General features: G+C 71.7%; 17 protein-coding genes. 9 read left to right on the top strand and 8 right to left on the bottom strand.

The genetic code is table 11. From position 1 onward, the window contains the following. The first annotated feature begins 19 nt into the window (after positions 1-19). Positions 20-3,991 (top strand): glycosyl hydrolase, encoded by a 3,972-nt coding sequence (locus ACH4G3_RS20820; RefSeq protein WP_397625887.1) that lies wholly within the window; start codon positions 20-22, stop codon positions 3,989-3,991. 229 nt (positions 3,992-4,220) lie between these two features. On the opposite strand, the gene ACH4G3_RS20815 is transcribed toward ACH4G3_RS20820, so the two are convergent. The 5 genes from ACH4G3_RS20815 to ACH4G3_RS20795 form a co-directional block, all read right to left on the bottom strand. Next, complete coding sequence (locus ACH4G3_RS20815) at positions 4,221-5,240, bottom strand: LacI family DNA-binding transcriptional regulator (RefSeq protein ID WP_397625886.1); 1,020 nt, start codon at positions 5,238-5,240, stop codon at positions 4,221-4,223. A 114-nt stretch (positions 5,241-5,354) separates the two neighbouring features. Then, on the bottom strand, positions 5,355-6,131 hold the full coding sequence (locus tag ACH4G3_RS20810; protein ID WP_397625885.1) for a carbonic anhydrase: 777 nt from the start codon (positions 6,129-6,131) through the stop codon (positions 5,355-5,357). A gap of 122 nt (positions 6,132-6,253) precedes the next feature. Further along, on the bottom strand, positions 6,254-6,745 hold the full coding sequence (locus ACH4G3_RS20805; protein ID WP_397625884.1) for a pyridoxamine 5'-phosphate oxidase family protein: 492 nt from the start codon (positions 6,743-6,745) through the stop codon (positions 6,254-6,256). Positions 6,746-6,853: 108 nt separating this feature from the next. Continuing rightward, complete coding sequence (locus ACH4G3_RS20800) at positions 6,854-8,122, bottom strand: MFS transporter (protein ID WP_397625883.1); 1,269 nt, start codon at positions 8,120-8,122, stop codon at positions 6,854-6,856. Positions 8,123-8,239: 117 nt separating this feature from the next. After that, entirely contained in the window at positions 8,240-8,704 is a 465-nt protein-coding gene (locus ACH4G3_RS20795; RefSeq protein WP_397625882.1) for a helix-turn-helix domain-containing protein, read from the bottom strand. Between the two features lie 86 nt (positions 8,705-8,790). Between ACH4G3_RS20795 and ACH4G3_RS20790 the strand changes: the two genes are divergently transcribed. The 3 genes from ACH4G3_RS20790 to ACH4G3_RS20780 are packed head-to-tail and all read left to right on the top strand — an operon-like array spanning position 8,791 to position 11,504. Beyond that, positions 8,791-9,651: a class I SAM-dependent methyltransferase gene (locus ACH4G3_RS20790; RefSeq protein WP_397625881.1), complete on the top strand. Its 861-nt coding sequence runs from the start codon at positions 8,791-8,793 to the stop codon at positions 9,649-9,651. 51 nt (positions 9,652-9,702) lie between these two features. After that, entirely contained in the window at positions 9,703-10,413 is a 711-nt protein-coding gene (locus ACH4G3_RS20785) for a ThuA domain-containing protein (protein WP_397625880.1), read from the top strand. Beyond that, the gene (locus ACH4G3_RS20780; RefSeq protein ID WP_397625879.1) at positions 10,383-11,504 is read left to right on the top strand and encodes a Gfo/Idh/MocA family protein; all 1,122 of its coding nucleotides are present in this window, start codon (positions 10,383-10,385) and stop codon (positions 11,502-11,504) included. Before ACH4G3_RS20785 ends, ACH4G3_RS20780 begins: the two co-directional genes overlap by 31 nt. A 19-nt stretch (positions 11,505-11,523) precedes the next feature. Here ACH4G3_RS20780 and ACH4G3_RS20775 read toward each other — a convergent pair whose 3' ends face one another. Further along, positions 11,524-13,002, bottom strand: coding sequence for a glutamate-cysteine ligase family protein (locus tag ACH4G3_RS20775; protein ID WP_397625878.1), 1,479 nt, complete (start codon positions 13,000-13,002; stop codon positions 11,524-11,526). A 120-nt stretch (positions 13,003-13,122) separates the two neighbouring features. Between ACH4G3_RS20775 and ACH4G3_RS20770 the strand changes: the two genes are divergently transcribed. The 3 genes from ACH4G3_RS20770 to ACH4G3_RS20760 all read left to right on the top strand — a co-directional run bounded on the left by ACH4G3_RS20770 (position 13,123) and on the right by ACH4G3_RS20760 (position 16,151). Beyond that, entirely contained in the window at positions 13,123-14,292 is a 1,170-nt protein-coding gene (locus ACH4G3_RS20770) for an MFS transporter (protein ID WP_397625877.1), read from the top strand. A 163-nt stretch (positions 14,293-14,455) separates the two neighbouring features. Then, positions 14,456-15,334 (top strand): SDR family oxidoreductase, encoded by an 879-nt coding sequence (locus tag ACH4G3_RS20765; RefSeq protein WP_397625876.1) that lies wholly within the window; start codon positions 14,456-14,458, stop codon positions 15,332-15,334. Between the two features lie 88 nt (positions 15,335-15,422). Beyond that, positions 15,423-16,151, top strand: a complete 729-nt coding sequence (locus ACH4G3_RS20760; RefSeq protein WP_397625875.1) for a maleylpyruvate isomerase family mycothiol-dependent enzyme — start codon at positions 15,423-15,425, stop codon at positions 16,149-16,151. Positions 16,152-16,213: 62 nt separating this feature from the next. On the opposite strand, the gene ACH4G3_RS20755 is transcribed toward ACH4G3_RS20760, so the two are convergent. Further along, positions 16,214-16,609 (bottom strand): MarR family winged helix-turn-helix transcriptional regulator, encoded by a 396-nt coding sequence (locus ACH4G3_RS20755; protein WP_354740422.1) that lies wholly within the window; start codon positions 16,607-16,609, stop codon positions 16,214-16,216. A gap of 85 nt (positions 16,610-16,694) precedes the next feature. On the opposite strand from ACH4G3_RS20755, the gene ACH4G3_RS20750 reads away from it, so the two are divergent. Together ACH4G3_RS20750 and ACH4G3_RS20745 are read left to right on the top strand one after the other, a co-directional pair. Then, the gene (locus ACH4G3_RS20750) at positions 16,695-18,176 is read left to right on the top strand and encodes an MFS transporter (RefSeq protein ID WP_397625874.1); all 1,482 of its coding nucleotides are present in this window, start codon (positions 16,695-16,697) and stop codon (positions 18,174-18,176) included. A 135-nt stretch (positions 18,177-18,311) separates the two neighbouring features. Continuing rightward, the gene (locus ACH4G3_RS20745; RefSeq protein WP_397625873.1) at positions 18,312-19,559 is read left to right on the top strand and encodes an ABC transporter substrate-binding protein; all 1,248 of its coding nucleotides are present in this window, start codon (positions 18,312-18,314) and stop codon (positions 19,557-19,559) included. Between the two features lie 16 nt (positions 19,560-19,575). Here the strand turns inward: ACH4G3_RS20745 and ACH4G3_RS20740 are convergent, their stop codons facing one another. Further along, positions 19,576-20,316 carry an ABC transporter ATP-binding protein gene (locus tag ACH4G3_RS20740; RefSeq protein WP_397625872.1) on the bottom strand — a complete coding sequence of 247 codons (741 nt, stop codon included), beginning with the start codon at positions 20,314-20,316 and terminating at the stop codon, positions 19,576-19,578. Between the last annotated feature and the right edge of the window lies 1 nt (position 20,317).

Raw genomic sequence — 20,317 nt, 5'->3', positions numbered from 1 at the left:
TAGGGGAAGGACCGCGTCCGTGATCTCCCCCGCGCTCCGGCAGCTGTTCGAGGACCCGCCCCGCGATTTCGGCCCCGCTCCCCTGTGGTGGTGGTCGGGCGCGAAGGTCACCCGCGAGCGACTCGCCTGGCAGCTGCGGGCGTTCGCCGAGGGCGGTGTCCACAACCTCGTCGTGATCAACCTGGCCCCGGCCGGCCCGACGTTCGGCGCCCGGGCCGACGATCCGGCGTGGTTCGGCGAGGAGTGGTGGGCGCGCTTCACCGACACCTGCGAGATCGCCGCGGAGTTGGGCACCCGCCTGTGGTTCTACGACCAGATCGGGTTCTCCGGCGCCAATGTGCAGGGCGGTGTGACACGACGTCACCCCGAGGCCAGGGGCTGTGCGCTGCGCTGTCGCGACGTCACCGTCGCCCGGGGCAGGGTGGCCCTGCGGGACGCCGAGACCCCGCTCGCCGCCTACTCCCCGCAGGGCCGACGTCTCGACGTCGCCGCGGACGGCCCGGACGCCCTGGCCGTCGACGCCGCCGACGGAACCGCCGTGCGGCTCGTCACCACCGTGCCCACGGCGTTCGACTACCTGGACCCGCACGCCGTCGGGATGTTGATGGACGCCGTCCACCACGAGTACGACCGTCGCGTGCCCGAGTACCTGGGCACCGTCATCGCGGGCAGCTTCCAGGACGAGCTGCCGGGCACGAACGCCTGGAGCCACCGCTTCGCCGACGAGTTCCGCTCCCGGCGCGGCTACGACCTGCTCGACCACCTGCCGGCCCTGTTCGGCACGGACGCCGCAGTCCCGGAGACGAAGATCCGCGGCGACTACTACGCGGTCCGCGCGGAACTCACCGAAGAAGCCCTCTTCCGGCCGCTGGCCGCATGGCACCGCGAGCGCGGGATGCTGCTGGGCAGCGACCAGAGCCACCCCGCCCGCGCCGGCTACCCGGCCCAGTCGACGCAGATCTACACCGACTACTTCCGCACCCACCGCTGGTACGGCGCCGCCGGCAGCGACCACCACGGCGACGCCAAGGTGCACTCCTCCATGGCCCACCTCTACGGCCACGAGCGGGTGTGGATCGAGGCGTTCCACTCCTCCGGCTGGGGCGGCACGCTGGAGGACACCTACCACTGGCTGCTGCCGTTCCTGCGCAGCGGCGCCAACCTGTACAACCCGCATGCCAGTTACTTCGGCACGGCGGGCGGCTGGTTCGAGTGGGCGCCGCCGTCCACCGACTGGCGCCAGCCGTACTGGAAGCAGTACCCGGCGTTCTCCCGGGCCGTGGCCCGGATCTGCTCGATCATGTCCTGGGGCGGCTACGCCGCCGACGTGGCGGTCCTGTACCCGACCTCCACCATGCAGGCCCTCGTCCCGCTGGACGCGCCCGTCCGGCACTTCGGCGACGGCAGGCTCGGCGACGGCCACGCCGACGCCGACGAGACGCAGCGCCACTACCTGGACCTGTGCGGCACGAACAACTGGCTCGCCCCGCACGCCGGCGCCCTGGATCGGCACGGCATCTCCTTCGACGTCGTCGACGACGACTCGGTGCAGCGCGCCAAGGCCGTCGACGGCGCCCTGCGGATCAGGGACCTGGCCTACCGCGCGGTGCTGCTGCCCTCGGCGAGCGTGCTGGAGGAGGAGACGGCGCGGCGGCTGACCGAACTGCTCGACGCGGGCGGCCGCGTCGTCGTCGTGGGCCGTCCTCCTGCCACGGCCGCCGGCCGTTCCGGCGACGACTCGGTGGTGGCGGCCCTGCCGGCGCATCCCCGGCTGGAGCGGGTGCGCGACCCGGAGGCCGGCGCGGCGGCCGTGACCGACGCGGCCGGTCACGCCACGGGCGACGTGCCGCTGCTCGTCCGGCGGACGGGGAACGAGGCGGTGGCTCTGGTCACGGCGGCCTTCCCCGAGATCGGCGCGCATCCGCTGCGGACCGGGTCCTCCCCGAAGGGTGATGCCCGGGGCACCTCGTCGGTCACCGTGCGGGCCGCCGTGGCCGAGGCCGAAGTCTGGAACCCGGCGACCGGTTCCCGCGCCCCCGCGCACGTCACGGTCTCCGGCGACGGCAACGTCTCGACCATCGACGTGCCGCTGGACGGCGCACCCGCGGTCCTGGTCGTGTGGCGCGAGGGCCGACCGACGCCCACGAGCCCTCAACCGGAGGCGCCCGCCCAGGTGCTCGACGTCTCGACCGGCTGGCACGGCCGCCTGGTCCCCACCATGGACAACACCTGGGGCGATCTGGCCCTGCCCCCGGGGTCGCCGGTGGACGAGCCGCAGATCTGGACCATGGAGTGGACCGAGGGTGGCACTTGGGAGCGGACCCGGGTCACGTACGGCAACCGGGTCCGTGTCCTGCCGCCACGGCCGCCCGGTCAGGTGCCCGAGCCGCTGGACGCCGTGTCCGTGGAGCGGATCCTGGCCGGTGAACTGCCGCTCGTGCCGCCGGGCGCGGGCTGGGACGTCGCCGTGTACTCGTCGAGCCGAGGCATCCCGGACCCGGGCGGGCTGCTGGGCCTCAAGGGGCTGGTGAACGAGGAGTTCGTACGCGTCCCGGTGCCGGGCGACGCAACGGCCGCCCGGGTCCGGGGGATCGTGGAGACCGGCAACCTGGGGCCGGCCGAACTGCACGTCGGCGCGGAGTGCGTCAAGCGCGTGTGGTGGAACGGCGAGCTGCTGGAGCCGGAAGGCGCCGGCTATCTGGCCTCCGCCCGGGTCACGGTGGTCGGGGAACGCAACGTGCTCGAGTACGAACTGTCCGGCGCCCAGAGCCGCCCCTCGACGATCTCGGCCGCCGAGGGCACTCCCTTGGGCAGCTTCTTCTGTCTGTCGGAGCCGGGCGGGCTCGGGCCGCGTCCGCGGTTCATGCGGCCCCCGGACGGGGTGCGGCCGGACGGCCGCGTCGCCTACCGGGCGCGGCTCCAGGTGCCGGGCGGCGACGCCCGGGCGGTACTCGTCGTGGGTGCCGCCTCGGCGGTCACCGTGCTGCTCGACGAGGAAGTCGTGGCGCGGCAGGAGAAGGTGGAGTACTACGAGGCGGACTGGGGCGCCGTGCCGATGTTCTTCCGCCACGAACCGGAGCTCGGGGCGGGCGAGCACACGCTGGAGGTCGTGGCCGACGGTGCCGACGCCCGGGACGCGGTGTTCGTCGACCTGGTGGTGCGGTCCGGGGCCGGGGTGACGGCCCTGGTCAGCGGCGCCGGCTGGGAGGCCGAGTCGGGTGACTGGCGGGGGCGGACCGTCGAGGACGAGCGCAGGCGGGGCGAGATGCAGCACTGCCACGCCGTGGTACGGCCGCACCCGCTGCCGGGCTCCGGGTGGCTCACCGGCCGGCCGGTGCTCGGCGGCACCGTATGGCCGTCGCGGTCCACCGACGATGTCCACGCGATGCCGCAGCGCTTCCGGTTCACCGTGCCGGCGGGAACGGTGTCGCTCGCCCTGCCGTTGGCGCTCCGTGCGAGCCTGCGCGTCGGAGACGGGCCGGAACTGCCCCTGGACAGCGATCGGCTGACACTCGGTCAGCCACTCCAGGAGCCCACGCCTGTCGAGGTGGTCACGGAACCCACGGCGGTCCTGCGGGGCGGCTCCGCCTGGCGGGGGCCGGTGCGGGTGCGTGCCGTGCCGGCGCCGCTGCCCCTGGGGGACTGGCGGGAGCTGGGGCTGGGCAGTTGGAGCGGAGGCCTGACGTACGCGCGGGTTCTGGACGTGCCGTCGGGGCCCGATCCCGTGCTGGATCTCGGGCGGGTGCGGGGCAGCGTGGAGGTGTCGGTCGACGGGGAGCCGGCCGGTGAGGCGTTCTGCGCGCCGTACCGTTTCCCGTTGCGCGGTGCCGCCGGGCGTACCGTGCGGCTGGAGGTGACCGTCCGGGGCACGCTGGCACCGTATCTCGCGGAGGCCACGCCGACGGCCTGGGCGTTCGACTCCCAGCTGTCGTCGGGGCTGCTGGGGCCGGTGACACTGCGGATCCCGTCCGGCCCGGAGGGCGGACCCTAGGGCTCGTCCGGGTCGTGATCAATCTGGGGCCTGTGCCTTCGTGACACGGTCCGATCCGATGGACCGTCTTGTGTGACACGAGTGCAATCGTCGTTGGTGCCTCGTCACCCTCGCCGCAGCCGTGACAGCAACCGTCACCGCCCTTCTCACCTGAACACCCGGCGGTGCAGGGCTGCGGGAAGACTTCTCACCGGTCCCCCGTCGGGAGGATCACGACTCGATACGCGCCCTAGTCGTCGGCCGGCGGTCGGGTGGAGTCGCGCACGACGAGGCCGGGGGCGAAGACGCGGGTCTCGTGGACGTGGTCCGCGCGGGCCTCGATCTCGTCGAGGAGCATCTCCACGGCGGCCCGGCCGAGGTCCTCGACCGGCTGCCGCACCGTCGTGAGGGTGGTGGCGCCGAAGGTCGCGACGTCGAGGTCGCCGTAGCCGACCACCTGGACCTCCTCGGGGATGCGCACGCCCCGGTCGGTCAGCCCGCGGCACAGGCCCGCGGCGAGGAAGTCGTTGGTGCAGAAGACCCCGTCGGGCAGGTCCCCGAGGTCGTGCGCGATCCGGGTGCCGTACGCGACGGTCATCCGCTCGGCGACGACCTGGTCCAGCCGTGCCTCGCGCCGGCTGCGCACGGCCTGCCGGGCGCCCTGGTAGCGGTCGGCGCACTGGCGTATGCCGCGCTCGCCGTTGACGACGAGGATGTCGCGCGCCCCGCGGTCGAGGAGGTGCTGTACGGCGATCCGGCCGCCGGCGATGTCGTCGACGGAGGCCGAGCAGCCCTCCCGGTCGGGCATCGCGCGGTCGGCCAGGACGAGCGGGATGCCCCGCTCGCGCAGCCGGGCGAGCCGGCCCGGGTCGGCGCTGAGCGGCACGACGACGACGCCGACGGCCCGCTGCTCGACGAGCATGCTGAAGTAGCCCTGCTCCCGTTCCGGGTCGTCTCCGCTGTGGCAGAGGACGAGGGAGTAGCCGTGGTCGTAGGCCGCGTCCGCGGCGCCCCGGGCGATGCGCGCGTAGAAGGAGTTGGTCACGTCGGGCAGCACCAGGCCGATGGCCGAGGCGCGCCCGGTGCGCAGTCCGGCGGCACCGGGGTGGGGGACGTAGTCCAGCGCGGCGACGGCGATGCGGACGCGCTCGGCGGTCTGTGCGGTGACGCGCTCGGGCCGGTTGAGCACGTTCGACACGGTGGACACCGAGACGCCGGCGGCGGCCGCGACGTCCTGGATGCGGGCGGGGCGTGCCGGAACGGCGTCCACCCCCTCGCTGTTGCAGCCGTGCGACCAGGCACGACCGTGGTCTTCTCGGGCGCCGCAAGTATAACGTGACCGGGCGTGGAACGTTTTTCCCGCCCGGTCGTCGCGGTCTCCGGGTCAGGCGGAGGGCGCGCCGGTGAGGACCTCCACGCGGCCGGTGTCGAGCGAGTAGTAGGCGCTGACGACGGCCAGGTCGCCCTTCTTCACGAGCGGGGCGAGGTCCCGGTTGGTCCGCAGCTCCGCGGCGGTCTGCTTGATGTGGATCCGCACCATGGCGTCGACCGGGTCGGTGTGCTGCTGCCTGGTGGTCTCCCGGTAGGCCGGCCGCAGGGCGTCGGAGATCGCCTGGAGGTTGCCGGGGAGCTTCTTGCCGTCGCGCATCGCCTCGTAGGCCGCCTTGATCGCACCGCAGCGCTGGTGGCCGAGGACCACGATCAGCGGGGTGCCTGACGTCATCGGCCCGTACTCCACTGAGCCGACGACCACCGGCCCCACGACCTGCCCGCCGGTGCGCATCACGAACAGGTCGCCGAGGCCCGTGTCGAAGACCAGCTCCGGCGGGACGCGGGAGTCGATGCAGGAGAGGATGACGCCGTAGGGGTCCTGTGCCTCGGCGACGAACTCGCGCCGCTTCGGGTCGCGGTCGGGGTGCTGGAGCTTTCCGTCCACCCAGCGCTTGTTGCCGTCCATCAGCCGCGCGAACGCCGCCCAGGGCGAGTCCGGTCGAGGGCCGGCCGCGGATGAGGGTGAGGGGGTCTTCGCCGCGCCCACGGCCGACGTCTTCTCCCCGTTCGTGCTGTCCGAGCTCGACGAGCAGGCGGTGAGCATGGCTGCGGTGGCAGCCAGCCCGCCGGTGAGTATGGCCCTGCGCTGCGGTGTCCTGGCGGTACCCATGTGGCCGTCCCTTTCGGTCTCCGCTCTCCCGGGCGGGAGCGGTGATCCAACTGTCGTGGGCGGCCGGTTAGCGCTCGTACAACGCTGATGCAGTGCGGGAGAAGCGCTGTTCCAAGACTCGGTTACAGGACGACTGTGGTGCGGTGCTCGTAGTCCAGCCCGTGTTCGGCGCAACGCCCCGCACCGCGGGGGCAGATCATCGAGTACTCGCTGACCCGGGCCCGGTACACCCGCCACGGGGCGGGCGGGCGGACCTCCTCCGGGGCGAGGGGACGGCCGCCGCGGCCGGCGGGGCGGGGAATCACCCGCAGGCCCTCCAGGGCCGCCTCCCCGTGGAGTTCCTCCGCCATGGCCTTCAGGTACAGGGCGAGGGGACTCGCCGTGCCCACCGGGGCCCGGGAGTCGTGGAGGACGATGCCGATCCGGGGTTCGTGGGCGATGTTGCGGGAGTGCGTGACCTCGGGGGACGAGACCCAGTACAAGTCCCGCCCGTCCTCGGTGGAGTAGAAGACGGGCGAGGCCCAGGGGGCGCCGTCCGCGCCGACGGTGGCCAGCACCATGTACAGGTTCCGGTCGATGATCGCGCGCGCCGCGCTGCGGGTGTCCTCACTCATGCGTTCCCCGTGCTTGCCGTGCTTCCGATCCGATGCCTGTCACCCTAGGTCGTGTCCGCATCGTGGCGGCGGAGTAGACGGCTCGGCCCGACCGCCCCCACTGGTCCGTCAGGGCTGGGCCGTGCCCGTTGCCGCCGTGCTCGGGGCCTGTGGGCCGCTGGTTCCGAAGTGGATGCCCTTGGCCTCCTTGCCGATCGCGCTCAGCAGGATCACCACGGCCAGGGTGGGCACGACGGTCCACGCCATCGCCGACGGATATCCGTGGCGCTCGGCGATGGCCTCCTGGATCGGCAGGTTCAGCGCGGCGATCAGGTTGCCGAGCTGGTAGGTGACGCCCGGGTAGAAGCCCCGGACGGCGTCCGGGCTCATCTCGGTCAGGTGGGCCGGGATGACCCCCCAGGCTCCCTGGACGCACACCTGCATCAGGAACGACGACAGCATCAGCCAGCCGACGGTCGTGGACAGCACGAAGAACGGCACCACGACCAGGCCCCCGGCCGCCGCGATCATGATCGTCCGGCGGCGGCCCAGCCGCTCGGAGTACGCACCGAGCAGCACACCGCCGATCATGGCGCCGATGTTGTACACAACGGCGATCGCGATCGAGGTGTTCGCGGACAGCTCCAGGCCCTTCTTCACGAAGGTCGGGTAGATGTCCTGCGTGCCGTGCGACATCCAGTTGAAGGCGGTCATCAGCGCGACCAGGTAGACGAAGCGCCGCAGCACCGCCGGGTTCTTGAACACCTGGTGCGCGGGGGTGCGGTTGAGCCGGACGGTCTTCTCCCACACCTCGCTCTCCTCCACCCGGCTGCGCACCCACAGCGCGACCAGCGCGGGCAGCAGGCTGAAGGCGAACAGTCCCCGCCAGCCGAAGACCGGCTCGATGACGAAGAACGCCACGGCGGCCAGCAGGTACCCCAGCGAATAGCCGCTCTGCAACAGGCCCGACCAGAAGCCGCGCCTCGAGGCCGGGATCTTCTCCATGGCCAGGGCCGCTCCCAGACCCCACTCGCCGCCCATTCCGATGCCGTAGAGCAGGCGCAGCACCAGCAGCACGGTGTAGTTGGGCGCGAAGGCGCAGGCGAACCCGACGATCGAGTAGAAGACGACGTCCACCATGAGCGGGACGCGACGGCCGCGGCGGTCGGCCCACATGCCGAACAGCAGCGCGCCGATGGGCCGCATCACCAGCGTCGCGGTGGTGAGGAAGGCCATGTCGGTCAGGGAGACATGGAAATCGTCGGCTATCTCGCTGTAGACGAGCACGACCAGGAAGTAGTCGAACGCGTCCATCGCCCAGCCGAGATAAGCGGCCACGAAGGCGTTGCGCTGGTCTTTCGTCAGACCCGCTGCCTGCGCTTTCACGGTGTTCAGCACTGCGGCCTCCAGAAGTTCGCAGCAGAGGCTAGGCACGGAGCACCGGGAATCGGGCAAAGCACGAACCACGATTGGACCAAGAGCACCGACCGCCCGCTAGGGCCCATCAGAAGGGCCCTAGCGACCCGGAATCCGCCTTCCCGGCGCCGTTGCACCGCCGGAGGCCGCCGCGTCGAGGAGGCGGCGGAACTTGGGGCACTCCAGATGGCTGGGCGCGGGGCAGGCGGCGGCATGCCGCAGGGAGTCGCGCAGTACGCCCAGCTCGCGGATTCTGTGGTCGAGTTCGTCCGCCTTGGCCGCCAGCATCCGCCGGTCGATCCGCGGCCGCCCGTCCGGCGCGAACATGTGCCCGATCTCGTCGAGCGAGAACCCGGCTGTCCGCCCCAGCGCGATCAGCGCCAGCCGCTCCAGTACGCCGGGGTCGTACTGCCGGCGCAGGCCGCGCCGGCCCGTGGAGGAGATCAGCCCTTTCTCCTCGTAATAGCGCAAGGTCGATGCCGGAACCCCGGCGCGGTGCGACACTTCGGCGATGTCCAGCTCCGCCGCTTCTGTCGCGTCTGCTGCTTCTGTCGTTTCTGCCATGTCCGTCATTGCCTTGACTTCAAGTCGACTTGAAGTAGAACGCTGTCATCCCGGTACGCCGAGGGCAACCAGAAGGAGAGAAAGCCATGGACGCTGAACGCAGGGCCGACGACGAGCAGGCAGCCCGCTGGAAGGGGCGCGCCGGTCACGCCTGGGGCGATCTGAAGGGCGTGCTGGACGAGATGTTCAGGCCCTTCGAGGAGCTCCTCGTCGATGCCGTCGCCGCCGAACAGGCGCGGCACGTGCTCGAGGTGGGCTGCGGTACGGGCGGAGTCACGCTGGCCGTCGCACGACGGCTCGGCCCGGCCGGTCGCTGTGTCGGCGTCGACATCTCCGAGGCGATGATCACCACCGCCCGGGAGTACGCCGGACAGGAGAACGTACCGGCGTCCTTCCTCTGCGCCGACGCCCAGGACCACCCCTTCGAGCCGGGCACCTTCGACGCCGTCATCTCGCGGTTCGGCGTCATGTTCTTCCGCGATTCCGTCCGGGCCTTCGCCAACCTCCGGCGCGCGGCCCGGGACGAGGCCGCGCTGCGGTTCGTCGTCTGGCGCGATCCGGCCGAGAACCCGTTCATGACGACGGCCCAGCGCGCCGCCGCACCGCTGCTCCCGGACCTGCCTGTCCGCAGGCCGGACGAACCGGGACAGTTCGCCTTCGCGGACCCGGACAAGGTCCGGCGCATCCTGACCGAGAGCGGCTGGTCCGGGATCGACATCCAGCCGGTCGACGTGGCCTGCACCCTGCCCGAGAAGGAACTGGTCCACTACTTCACCCGGCTCGGCGCGGTCGGCATGCACCTGCCCGAGGTGGACGAGCAGACCCGCGACCGGGTCGTCGAAACGGTCCGTGCCGCCTTCGACCCCTTCGTGCACGGCTCGGAAGTCCGCTTCACCGCGGCCTGTTGGACGGTCGGCGCGCGGGCCTCGACAGCGAAATTTTCGTGAGGCCCGGCCCCCTTTCGTGAGCGCGGACGCCCACCGCATAGTGAGATCACGATGACGCAGAAGAGAGCACTGGTGGTCCGCGGCGGCTGGGAGGGGCACCAGCCGGTCGAGGCGACGGAACTGTTCCTGCCCTTCCTGCGGAGCAACGGATACGCCGTCCGGGTCGAGGAGTCGACCGACGTCTACGCCGACGCCGCCGAGTTGGCCGGCACCGACCTGATCGTGCAGTGCGTCACGATGTCGGAGATCACGCACGAGCAGCTCGCGGGACTGAGCTCCGCGGTCGTGGCCGGCACGGGGTTCACCGGCTGGCACGGCGGCATCGCTGACTCGTTCCGCGCCTCCTCCGACTATCTCCACCTGGTGGGAGGGCAGTTCGCCACGCACCCGGGCAAGGAGCCGTGCGAGCGCCGGGGCGGCCCGGAGGACAACTTCCTGCCGCACACCATCACCCTCACCGAGGCCGGCCGCGAGCACCCCGTCACCGCGGGCATCGAGGACTTCGAACTGCACACCGAGCAGTACTGGGTGCTCCACGACGACCTCATCGACGTCCTGGCCACCACCACGCACCCCACCCGGCCGTGGGAGCCCTGGCACCGGCCGGTCACCTCACCGGCGGTCTGGACCCGCCGGTGGGGCGCCGGCCGGATCGTGGTGACGACGCCGGGACACAGCGTCGACGTGCTCGAGAACCCCCACGTCCGCACCATCATCGAGAGGGGCATGCTGTGGGCGACGCGCACCGCATCGGCGTCGTAGGGCTCGGCGTCATCTCCCGCGCGTACCTGGACACGCTCGCCGGACGTTCCGCCGTACGGGTGACCGCGGTCGCCGACCTCGACGCCTCCCGGTCGGCCGCGGTGGCCGCCGACCTGCCCGGCGTCCGGGCGCTGACCGTCGAGGAGCTGCTGAGCAGCCCGGACGTGGACACGGTGCTGAACCTCACCACCCCCGGGGCGCACGCCGCGATCGCCCTCGGGGCCATCGGCCACGGCAAGAACGTCTACGGGGAGAAGCCGCTCGCCGCCACGCTTGCCGACGCCCACGCCGTCATGGCGGCCGCCGCGCGGGCGGGCGTCGGTGTGGGGTGCGCGCCGGACACCGTGCTGGGCACTGGGGTCCAGACGGCGCGGGCGGCCGTGGCGGCGGGGCGCATCGGGCGCCCCCTGTTCGCCTCGGCCGTGATGGTCACGGCGGGCCACGAACGCTGGCATCCGCACCCCGACTTCTACTACACCGAGGGCGGCGGCCCCCTGCTGGACATGGGGCCGTACTACCTGGCGTCCCTGATTCACCTGTTGGGTCCGGTGCGGGCCGTGACGGGGGCGTCCAGCCGGCTGCGCGCCGAACGGGTCATCGGTTCGGGTCCGCGTGCGGGCGAGCGGATACCGGTGGAGGTGGACAGCCACGTCTCCGGTGTGCTGGAGCACGCGGGCGGGACGCTGACGACGATCACGACGAGCTTCGACGGCGTGGCCACCACGGCGTCGCCGATCGAGGTCCACGGCGAGGCGGGAACCCTCGCCGTCCCGGACCCCAACCGCTTCGACGGCGACGTACGGCTCTTCGGACTCGGCGACACCCAGTGGCGCACGCTCCCGCCGTCCGCGGGCTACGTCGACGGCGCGCGGGGCGTCGGGCTGCTGGACTTCGTCGCCGCCGACGGGCAGCGGGCACCGCGCGCGAACGGCGAACTCGCCCTGCACGTACTGGAGACGATGACCGCGCTGCTGCGTTCGTCGGCCGAGGGACGGCGGATCGAGCTCACGACGTCGGCGCAGCCGCCCGTTCCCGTCCCGCTGACGGCCGCCGAGGAATGGGGCGGCCAGGCCGCCCCCAGCCCCGCGTGAGACGGCGATGTCACGGTGGTCAGTCCACGGGCCAGGTGTGCGCGGGCGCGTTCATGTGCATGTAGTCCATGTACGTGGCGGTCATCTGCCGCAGTGCCTCCCGCCGGTCGGAGACGCCGGCCTTCTCCAGATGATGGACCGTCTCGGCCTGCCACAGGGCGCCGTTGCGGGCGGTGACACAGCGCTGCTCCACGATGCCCAGCAGGGGCTCGCGCCAGGCGGCGTCCATGCCGGCCAGCTCCAGACCCCGGTGGGCCAGCGGCAGCAGACGCCGCAACACCAGTTCCGTGACCGGCACTTCGCCCACGCCGGGCCAGTACAGGCGGGCGTCGATGCCGTCGCGGGCCGCCGTGTGCAGGTTCTCCTCGGCGACCGCGAAGGACATCCGTGTCCACACCGGCCGGTCCTCGTCGACGAGGGCGCGGGTGAGGCCGTAGTAGAAGGCGCCGTTGGCGATGATGTCGGCCACGGTGGGGCCGGCGGGCAGCACCCGGTTCTCGATGCGCAGATGCGGGCCGCTCTCGGTGACGGCGTAGACGGGGCGGTTCCAGCGGTAGATCGTGCCGTTGTGCAGGGTCAGTTCGCCCAGTTGCGGAACGCCGCCGCGGTCGAGCTCCTGCTGCGGGTCCTCGTCCTCGCACAGTGGCAGCAGGGCCGGGAAGTAGCGGACGTTCTCCTCGAAGAGATCGAAGACGCTGGTGATCCACCGCTCCCCGAACCACACCCGGGGCCGTACGCCCTGGGCCTTGATCTCCTCCGGGCGGGTGTCGGTGGCCTGCTCGAACAAGGGGATGCGGGTCTCGCGCCACAGTTCCTTGCCGAACAGGAAGGGCGAGTTCGCCGCGAGGGCGATCTGCACGCCCGCGATGGCCTGGGCTGCGTTCCAGTAGTCCGCGAACTGCTTGGGGGCGACCTGGAGATGGAACTGGGTGCTGGTGCAGGCGGCCTCGGGAGTGATGGTGTCGGCGTACGTCGACAGGCGCTCCACGCCGTCGACCCTGATCCGCAGGTCCTCGCCGCGCGCCGCGAAGATCTGCTCGTTGAGCAGCCGGTAGCGCGGGTCGCCGGAGAGGGCGGACTCGCTGACGTCCGCCTCGTCCAGGGTGGGCAGGATGCCGACCATGATCAGGTGCGCGCCGACGGCCGCGGCCCGGTCCTCGGCGTGGTTCAGGGCGTCCCGGATCGTCTGCTCCCAGGCGCCGGGGCCGCCGGTCGTCAGCTCCCTGGGCGGGATGTCGATCTCCAGGTTGAAGCGGCCCAGCTCGCTCGACCAGGCGGGGTCGGCGATCGCCTTGAGGACGTCGGTGTTGCGCATCGCGGGCAGGCCGTGGTCGTCCACCAGGTTGAGCTCGATCTCCAGCCCGACCCGGGGGCGCTCGCTCTCGAAGCTGGACTCGCGCAGCATCCGGGCCAGCACTTCGAGGCCGGTCTGCATCTTGGCCCGGTACCTGCGGCGGTCCTCCCGGGTGAACACCAGGGCCGGCACGTCACGTCCCATGTACGCTCCCGAGTTCCCTCGGCGGATGGCTCTCGTCCAGCGTCGCACCTTGTGGCGGCGCCCGCACCCACCTAGCCTGAGTTTGTGCCGCAAATAAACAAACCCCGAACGCACAGTGCCGTGCCGGGCGACGGCAACTCCCTCACCACACTCCGTACCGCGATCACCGTCTTCTTCGCCCTCGACGGCTTCGTCTTCGCCGGCTGGGTCGTCCGCATCCCCGCCATCAAGGAGCAGACCGACGCCTCCGCCAGCGCCCTGGGCCTCGCCCTCCTGGGCGTCTCCGCCGGAGCCGTCGTCACCATGATCCTCACCGGCCGCCTGTGCCGCCGCTTCGGCAACCACCGGGTCACCGTCGCCTGCGCCGTCCTGCTCTCCCTCAGTGTGGCCCTGCCCCCGCTGACCCACTCGGCCCTCGCACTCGGCCTCGTCCTGCTGGTCTTCGGTGCCGCGTACGGCGGGATCAACGTCGCCTTCAACAGCGCCGCCGTGGACCTCGTGGCCGCGATGCGACGGCCGATCATGCCGAGTTTCCACGCCGCGTTCAGCCTGGGCGGCATGGTCGGCGCCGGGCTGGGCGCCCTGGTCGCGGGATCCCTCTCCCCCACCCGGCACCTGCTGCTGCTCACCGGCGTCGGACTGCTCGTGACCGCCGTGGCGGGGCCCGTCCTACTCCGGCACGAGCCGCCGACACCGCCGGAACGGGAGCGTCCCGCCGAGGACGCCCCGCGCCGCCTGGACGGCCGCACCCGGGGACTCGTGCTCGTCTTCGGCCTGATCGCGGGCTGCACCGCGTACGGCGAGGGGGCGCTGGCCGACTGGGGCGCCCTGCACCTGGAAGAGGACCTGGCCGCCTCGCCGGGTGCCGCGGCCATCGGCTACACCTGCTTCGCGCTCGCCATGACGGTGGGCCGGCTGACCGGCACGACGCTCCTGGAGCGCCTGGGGCGGACCCGTACCGTCGTGGCCGGCGGTGCCACCGCGGCGGCCGGGATGCTGCTCGGCTCGCTCGCCCCCGCCCTGTGGGCGGCCCTGCTCGGGTACGCGGTCACGGGCATCGGCCTCGCGAACCTCTTCCCCGTGGCCGTGGAACGCGCGGGCGCGCTCGCCGGTCCCAGCGGGGTCGCCACGGCCTCCACGCTGGGCTACGGCGGCATGCTGCTGGGGCCGCCCGCCATCGGGTTCATGGCGGACTGGTTCTCCCTCCCGGTTGCGCTCACCAGCGTGGCGATCCTGGCGGCCGTGGCCGCGCTCATCGGTTTCGCGACGCGGCGGGCCGCGGCGGGCTGACCCGGCGGACCGGCCTGCCGGACATCCGGACATCCGGACATCCGGACATCCGGACGGACAACGAGGTGATCGGCACCCCGCCATCGGGGTACCCGGGGCTCCGCCCCTTCTGATCACCGGCTGTGATCACCGGGACGTACACCATGGACAAGGAGGCAGACCCGTGACCGATCAGCAGCACCCCGGCGACCAGCACCCCACCCCGGAGTTTCCCTCCCAGGACCAGCCGCACCCGGGCTGGACCGGCCCCATGGACCCGCCCCCCGACCACGGCGAGGAGTCCTACCGGGGCAGCGGACGGCTGGACGGCCGCAAGGCCGTGATCACCGGCGGGGACTCCGGGATCGGTCGCGCGGTCGCCCTGGCGTTCGCCCGGGAGGGAGCCGACGTGCTCTTCACCCACCTGGACGACGAGAAGGACGACGCCGCCGAGACCGCCCGCCTGGTCGAGGAGGCCGGGCGGCGTGCCGTGCCCGTCTCGTGCGACGTACGGGAGGAGGAGAACTGCCGCGCGCTGATCGACCGTGCCGTCGCGGAGTTCGGCCGGATCGACGTCCTGGTGAACAACGCGGCGTACCAGATGTCGCAGCCCGACGGCATCGAGGCGATCTCCACCGAGCAGTTCGACCGGGTGCTGCGCACCAACCTGTACGGCATGTTCTGGCTGTGCAAGATGGCCCTGCCGCACATCCCGGAGGGCGGCAGCATCATCAACTCCACGTCGGTGCAGGCCTACAAGCCCAGTCCGCATCTGCTGGACTACGCCACGACCAAGGGCGCGATCGTCACCTTCACGCAGGGGCTGGCGCAGATGGTGATCGACAAGGGTGTCCGCGTCAACGCCGTGGCGCCCGGTCCGGTGTGGACGCCGCTGATCCCGGCGACGATGCCGGACACCCGGAAGTTCGGCAAGCAGGCGCCCATCGGGCGGCCCGCGCAGCCGGCCGAGATGGCACCGGCGTACGTCTTCCTCGCCTCTCAGGAGGCGTCATACATCACCGCCGAGATCGTCAACGCCACGGGCGGCACACCGCTGCCGTAAGGCCCGGGCTCGCTGCTCGGGCGTGCCGTGATCAGCCCTCGCGGAAATTCCGGCGCCTCGGGCACGCCCCGTACGGCAGACTCGCGGCATGGAGACCGCCGAGTTCCTTCAAGCGCTGGAGACAGAGGGCCGGTTGCTGGCCGCGGCCGCCGAGGAGGCCGGGACCGACGCGAAGGTGCCGACGTGCCCGGAGTGGCACGTGCGCGATCTGCTGCGGCACACGGGCGCGGTGCACCGCTGGGCCGCGTCGTACGTCGCCGAGGGGTACGCCGAGCGCCGTCCGCTGGGTGACGTCCCGGACCTCGACGGTGCCCGGCTCGTGGCGTGGTACCGCGACAGTCACCGTCACCTCGTCGACACGCTGGCCGGCGCGTCGCCCGACGTGGAGTGCTGGTTCTTCCTGCCCGCGCCGTCCCCGCTGGCCTTCTGGACCCGGCGGCAGGCGCACGAGACTGCCGTGCACCGGGTCGACGCGGAGTCCGCGCGCGGCGCCGGTATCACCGCCGTCACCCCGGACTTCGCGACCGACGGCATCGACGAACTGCTGCGCGGCTTCCACGCCCGCTCCAGGAGCCGGGTCCGCACCCCCGAGCCGCGTGTCCTGCGCGTGCGCACGGACGACACCGGCGCGGTGTGGACCGTACGGCTGTCGTCCGAGCCGCCCGTGACCACGCCGGGTGCCTCGGGGAACGCCGAATGCGAACTGTCCGGCACGGCCGAGCAGTTGTACCTGGCGCTGTGGAACCGGGCTCCCCTGCCGTCGGTCACGGGCGACCGGGCGCTCGCCGAGCTGTGGCGGGAGACAGCGGGAATCTGACCCAACTGAAAGGATCTGACCGGACCGAGAGGATCCGGCCGGGATCAGGGATCCGGCCGGGATCAGTCCTCCGCCAGCATCCGCGCCAGCACCGCACGCTGTACGGGCAGCACCTCACCGTGCAGCGTGCGCCCCTTCGCCGTGAGCGCGACGCGGACACCCCGCCGGTCCTCCGGGCACATGCAGCGCTCGACGAGCCCTTCCTTCTCCAGCCGGGCGATCAGCCGGGACAGCGCGCTCTGGCTCAGATGGACCCGCTCGGAGATCTCCTGGACGCGGTAGGAGGGTGCGCCCTTCGCCACCCGGCACCCCGCGAGGACGTCGAGCACCTCGAAGTCGCTGGCACACAGGCCGTGTTCGTGCAGAACCCGGTCGAGTTCACACTGTGTTCGCGCATGCAGCGCCAGGATGTCGCGCCACTGTTCCACGAGCGCCTGCTCGGCCTGCTTCGCCGCCATGCGCCGCACCGTAACAGAGAACCGGGATCGTTGCATCTGAATTAAATGCACTTGCATCGCATGCATGCGCATGTAATCTCTCGGCATGACCTCTCCGCTCACCTCCCCCACGTCCGACGGGCGTTGGACTCCCCGGCTCTGGGGCACCCTGCTGGTGCTCTGCGCCGCGATGTTCCTGGACGCCCTGGACGTATCCATGGTCGGCGTCGCGCTGCCCTCCATCGGTGCCGACCTCGGCCTGTCGACCTCGGCGCTGCAATGGATCGTCAGCGGCTACATCCTGGGCTACGGCGGCCTGCTGCTCCTCGGCGGACGCGCCGCCGACCTGCTGGGCCGGCGCCAGGTGTTCCTGGTGGCACTGGGCGTCTTCGCGCTGGCCTCGCTGCTCGGCGGTCTCGTCGACTCGGGTCCGCTGCTCATCGCCAGCCGCTTCATCAAGGGCCTGAGCGCGGCCTTCACGGCCCCCGCCGGCCTGTCGATCATCACCACGACGTTCCCCGAAGGCCCGTTGCGCAACCGCGCCCTGGCCATCTACACCACCTGCGGCGCCACCGGCTACTCGATGGGACTGGTCTTCTCCGGCCTGCTCACTGAGGCCAGCTGGCGGCTCACGATGCTCCTACCCGCCCCCATCGCGCTGATCGCCCTGCTCGTGGGCCTGAAGCTGCTGCCGCGCACGGAGCGCGAGCGCGGCCGGGGCGGCTACGACATCCCCGGCGCCGTCCTCGGCACCGCCTCGATGCTGCTGCTCGTCTTCACCGTCGTCGAGGCGCCCGAGGTGGGCTGGGGGACGGCCCGGACCGTGCTGTCCTTCGCCACCGTCGCCGTCCTGCTGGCCGCCTTCGTCGTCGTCGAGCGGCGCAGCCCCAGCCCGCTGATCCGGCTCGGCGTACTGCGTTCCGGGCCGCAAGTGCGGGCTCAGTTGGGCGCGTTGACGTTCGTCGGCAGTTACATCGGCTTCCAGTTCCTGGTGACCCTCTACATGCAGCAGCTGCTCGGCTGGTCGGCGCTGCACACGGCCCTGGCCTTCCTGCCGGCGGGCGCGCTGGTGGCGCTGTCCGCGACGAAGGTGGGGGCCGTCATCGACCGGTTCGGCACGGCCCGGCTGATGGTCCTGGGCTTCGCCCTGATGGTGACCGGCTACGTGCTGTTCCTGCGCATCGACCTCGACCCGGTCTACGCGGCGGTCATCCTGCCCACGATGCTGCTGGTCGGCTCCGGCTTCGCGCTGACCTTCCCGTCCCTCAACGTCCAGGCCACCAACGGCGTCGACGAGCACGAGCAGGGCATGGTCTCCGGGCTGCTCAACACCTCGGTCCAGGTGGGCGGCGCGATCTTCCTCGCCGTGGTGACGGCGGTGGTGACCGCGAACGCCCCCGAGCGGGGCGACGCCTCCCCGCAGGCCGTCCTCGACAGCTACCGGCCCGGCCTGCTGGTCGTGACCCTCATCGCCTTCGCCGGCCTGCTGATCACGCTCACGGGCCTGCGGACCCGCCGGGACCAGCCGTCCGTCGTGATCGCCAAGTCCGCCCCGCAGGAGACGGAGCGCGTCGCCGTGAGCGACTAGGGCGCATTCCCGACCCAATCGAAAAAGTGTACGTTTCATACTTTTCCGGACTCCGAAAGAGTTCTACGCTCATGTCAATGGCGGGCGGAGGGCCGGCCAGTCGTCCACCGCCGCCTGTAACGAGCGGAGGCGGAGATGAAAGCGTCGATACGGCGGTCCGCGATCTTCGCAAGCGCGGCTGCTCTTGTGATTGCCGTCTGCGGTGCGACGGGCACGGCCCGGGCCGAGCCGGGCGATGGTGAGCTCCAGTTCGGCTACGTCCTGCCGGAGACGGGACAGCTGGCCTACCTCGGCCCACCCCAGGTCGAGTCGTTGAAGTTCGCGATACAGAAGATCAACGACGCCGGCGGGGTCCTCGGCAAGCCCGTGCCGACCGTGGTCTCCAGCGACGAGGCGGGCCAGGAGGCCGTTGCCGCGCAGTCGGCGGACCGGGTCCTCGCGGCAGGCGTGGACGCGATCGTCGGCGCCGCGGCTTCGGGCATGTCGCTGGCGTTCATCGACCGGGTGACCGGGGCCGGCGTCGTGCAGTGTTCGGGGTCGAACACCGCGCCCACCTTCACCGACTACGAGGACGACGGCTACTACTTCCGTACCGTCCCGAGCGACGCCCTGCAGGGCCCCATCCTGGCGGATGTCGTCCGCGACGACGGCCACGACCGGGTGGCCCTGGTCGCACGGGCGGACGACTACGGGCGCGGCCTGATGGAGGCCACCCGCAAGACGCTGGAGGAGCGCGGTGCGACGGTGACGCTCGCCGAGACCTACGACCCGAAGGCGACCAACTTCGACCAGGTCGTCCAGCAGGTCGAGAACTCCAGGCCGGAGGCCGCCGTGGTGATCGCCTTCGAGGAAGGCACCCAGATCCTCCAGGGCATGATCGAGTCCGGACTCGGGCCCGACCGGATCGGCGTCTACGGCGCCGACGGACTGCGCAGTGAGGAACTGCCCTCACTGGTCGCCCCCGGCCAGCCGGAGAGGCTCTCCGGGATGAAGGGGACCGCGCCGGCATCGGCGTCGAACGAGCAGTACGTGAAGGACCTCAAGGAATTCGCGCCGGACCTGAAGGAGCTCCAGTTCGCACCGCAGGTGTTCGACTGCGTGACGACGATCGCGCTCGCCGCCGAGAAGGCGGAGACCGACGACCCGGGCGAATACGTGAAGGAGATGAACGGGATCACCAAGGACGGCGAGAAGTGCAACTCGTTCGCCGCCTGCAAGGAGCTGCTCGCCGACGGCAGGGACATCGACTACGAGGGTGTCAGCGGTCCGCTGAACTTCACCGACAAGGGCGAACCCGGCCAGGCCACGATCGAGGTGTACGGCTACAACGACGAAGGAAAGCTGCAGACCCTGCGCACCGAGACCAGCACGGCCGAGGAGTGAGGACCGACAGCGGGAGTCAACGGACGCGGGCGAGCGTGCCGAGGTAGAGCTCGATCACCTTCTCGTCCTGCAGCAGGGCCGTACCCGTGCCGGTGTACGCGTTGCGGCCCTGGTCGAGCACGTAGCCGCGGTCGCAGAACTGAAGGCATCTGCGGGCGTTCTGCTCGACCATGAGCACGGCGACGCCCGCGCTGTTGATCATTCTGCACCGGTCGAAGACGTGGTCCTGGTGGAGCGGCGACAGGCCGGCCGACGGCTCGTCGAGCAGCAGCAGCTGCGGCTCCATCATCAGGGCGCGGGCCATCGCGAGCATCTGGCGTTCGCCGCCGGACATCGCGCCGGCCTTCTGCCTGCGGCGGTCGGCCAGCACGGGGAAGAGCTCCTCGACCGCCGCGACCCGCCGCGCGTGGTCCTTGGGCCGCAGGTAGACCCCCATCCGCAGGTTCTCCTCGACGGTCAGCGTGGGAAACACGTTCTGCAGCTGCGGTACGTAGCCCACACCCCGCCGGACCAGCTCGTGCGCGGGCCGGCCGGTCACGTCCTCGCCGCGCAGCCGCACGGTCCCGCCGCGCACCCGCAGCAGCCCGAAGACGGCCTTGACCAGCGTCGACTTCCCGGCGCCGTTGGGGCCGATCACCCCGACCACCTCGCCCGGCCGCACCTCGACGCTGCATCCGCGCAGCACATCCACACCCGGGACGTAGCCGGCGACGATGCCGTCGGCCGCCAGCACCGGTGCCTGCTCCTGTGCGGACATC

Origin of the sequence: Streptomyces afghaniensis (assembly GCF_044327915.1) — a bacterium.
Classification (GTDB): domain Bacteria; phylum Actinomycetota; class Actinomycetes; order Streptomycetales; family Streptomycetaceae; genus Streptomyces; species Streptomyces afghaniensis.
The sequence above is the reverse complement of the archived record's forward strand: the minus strand, read 5'-3'. Positions and strand labels throughout refer to the sequence as shown.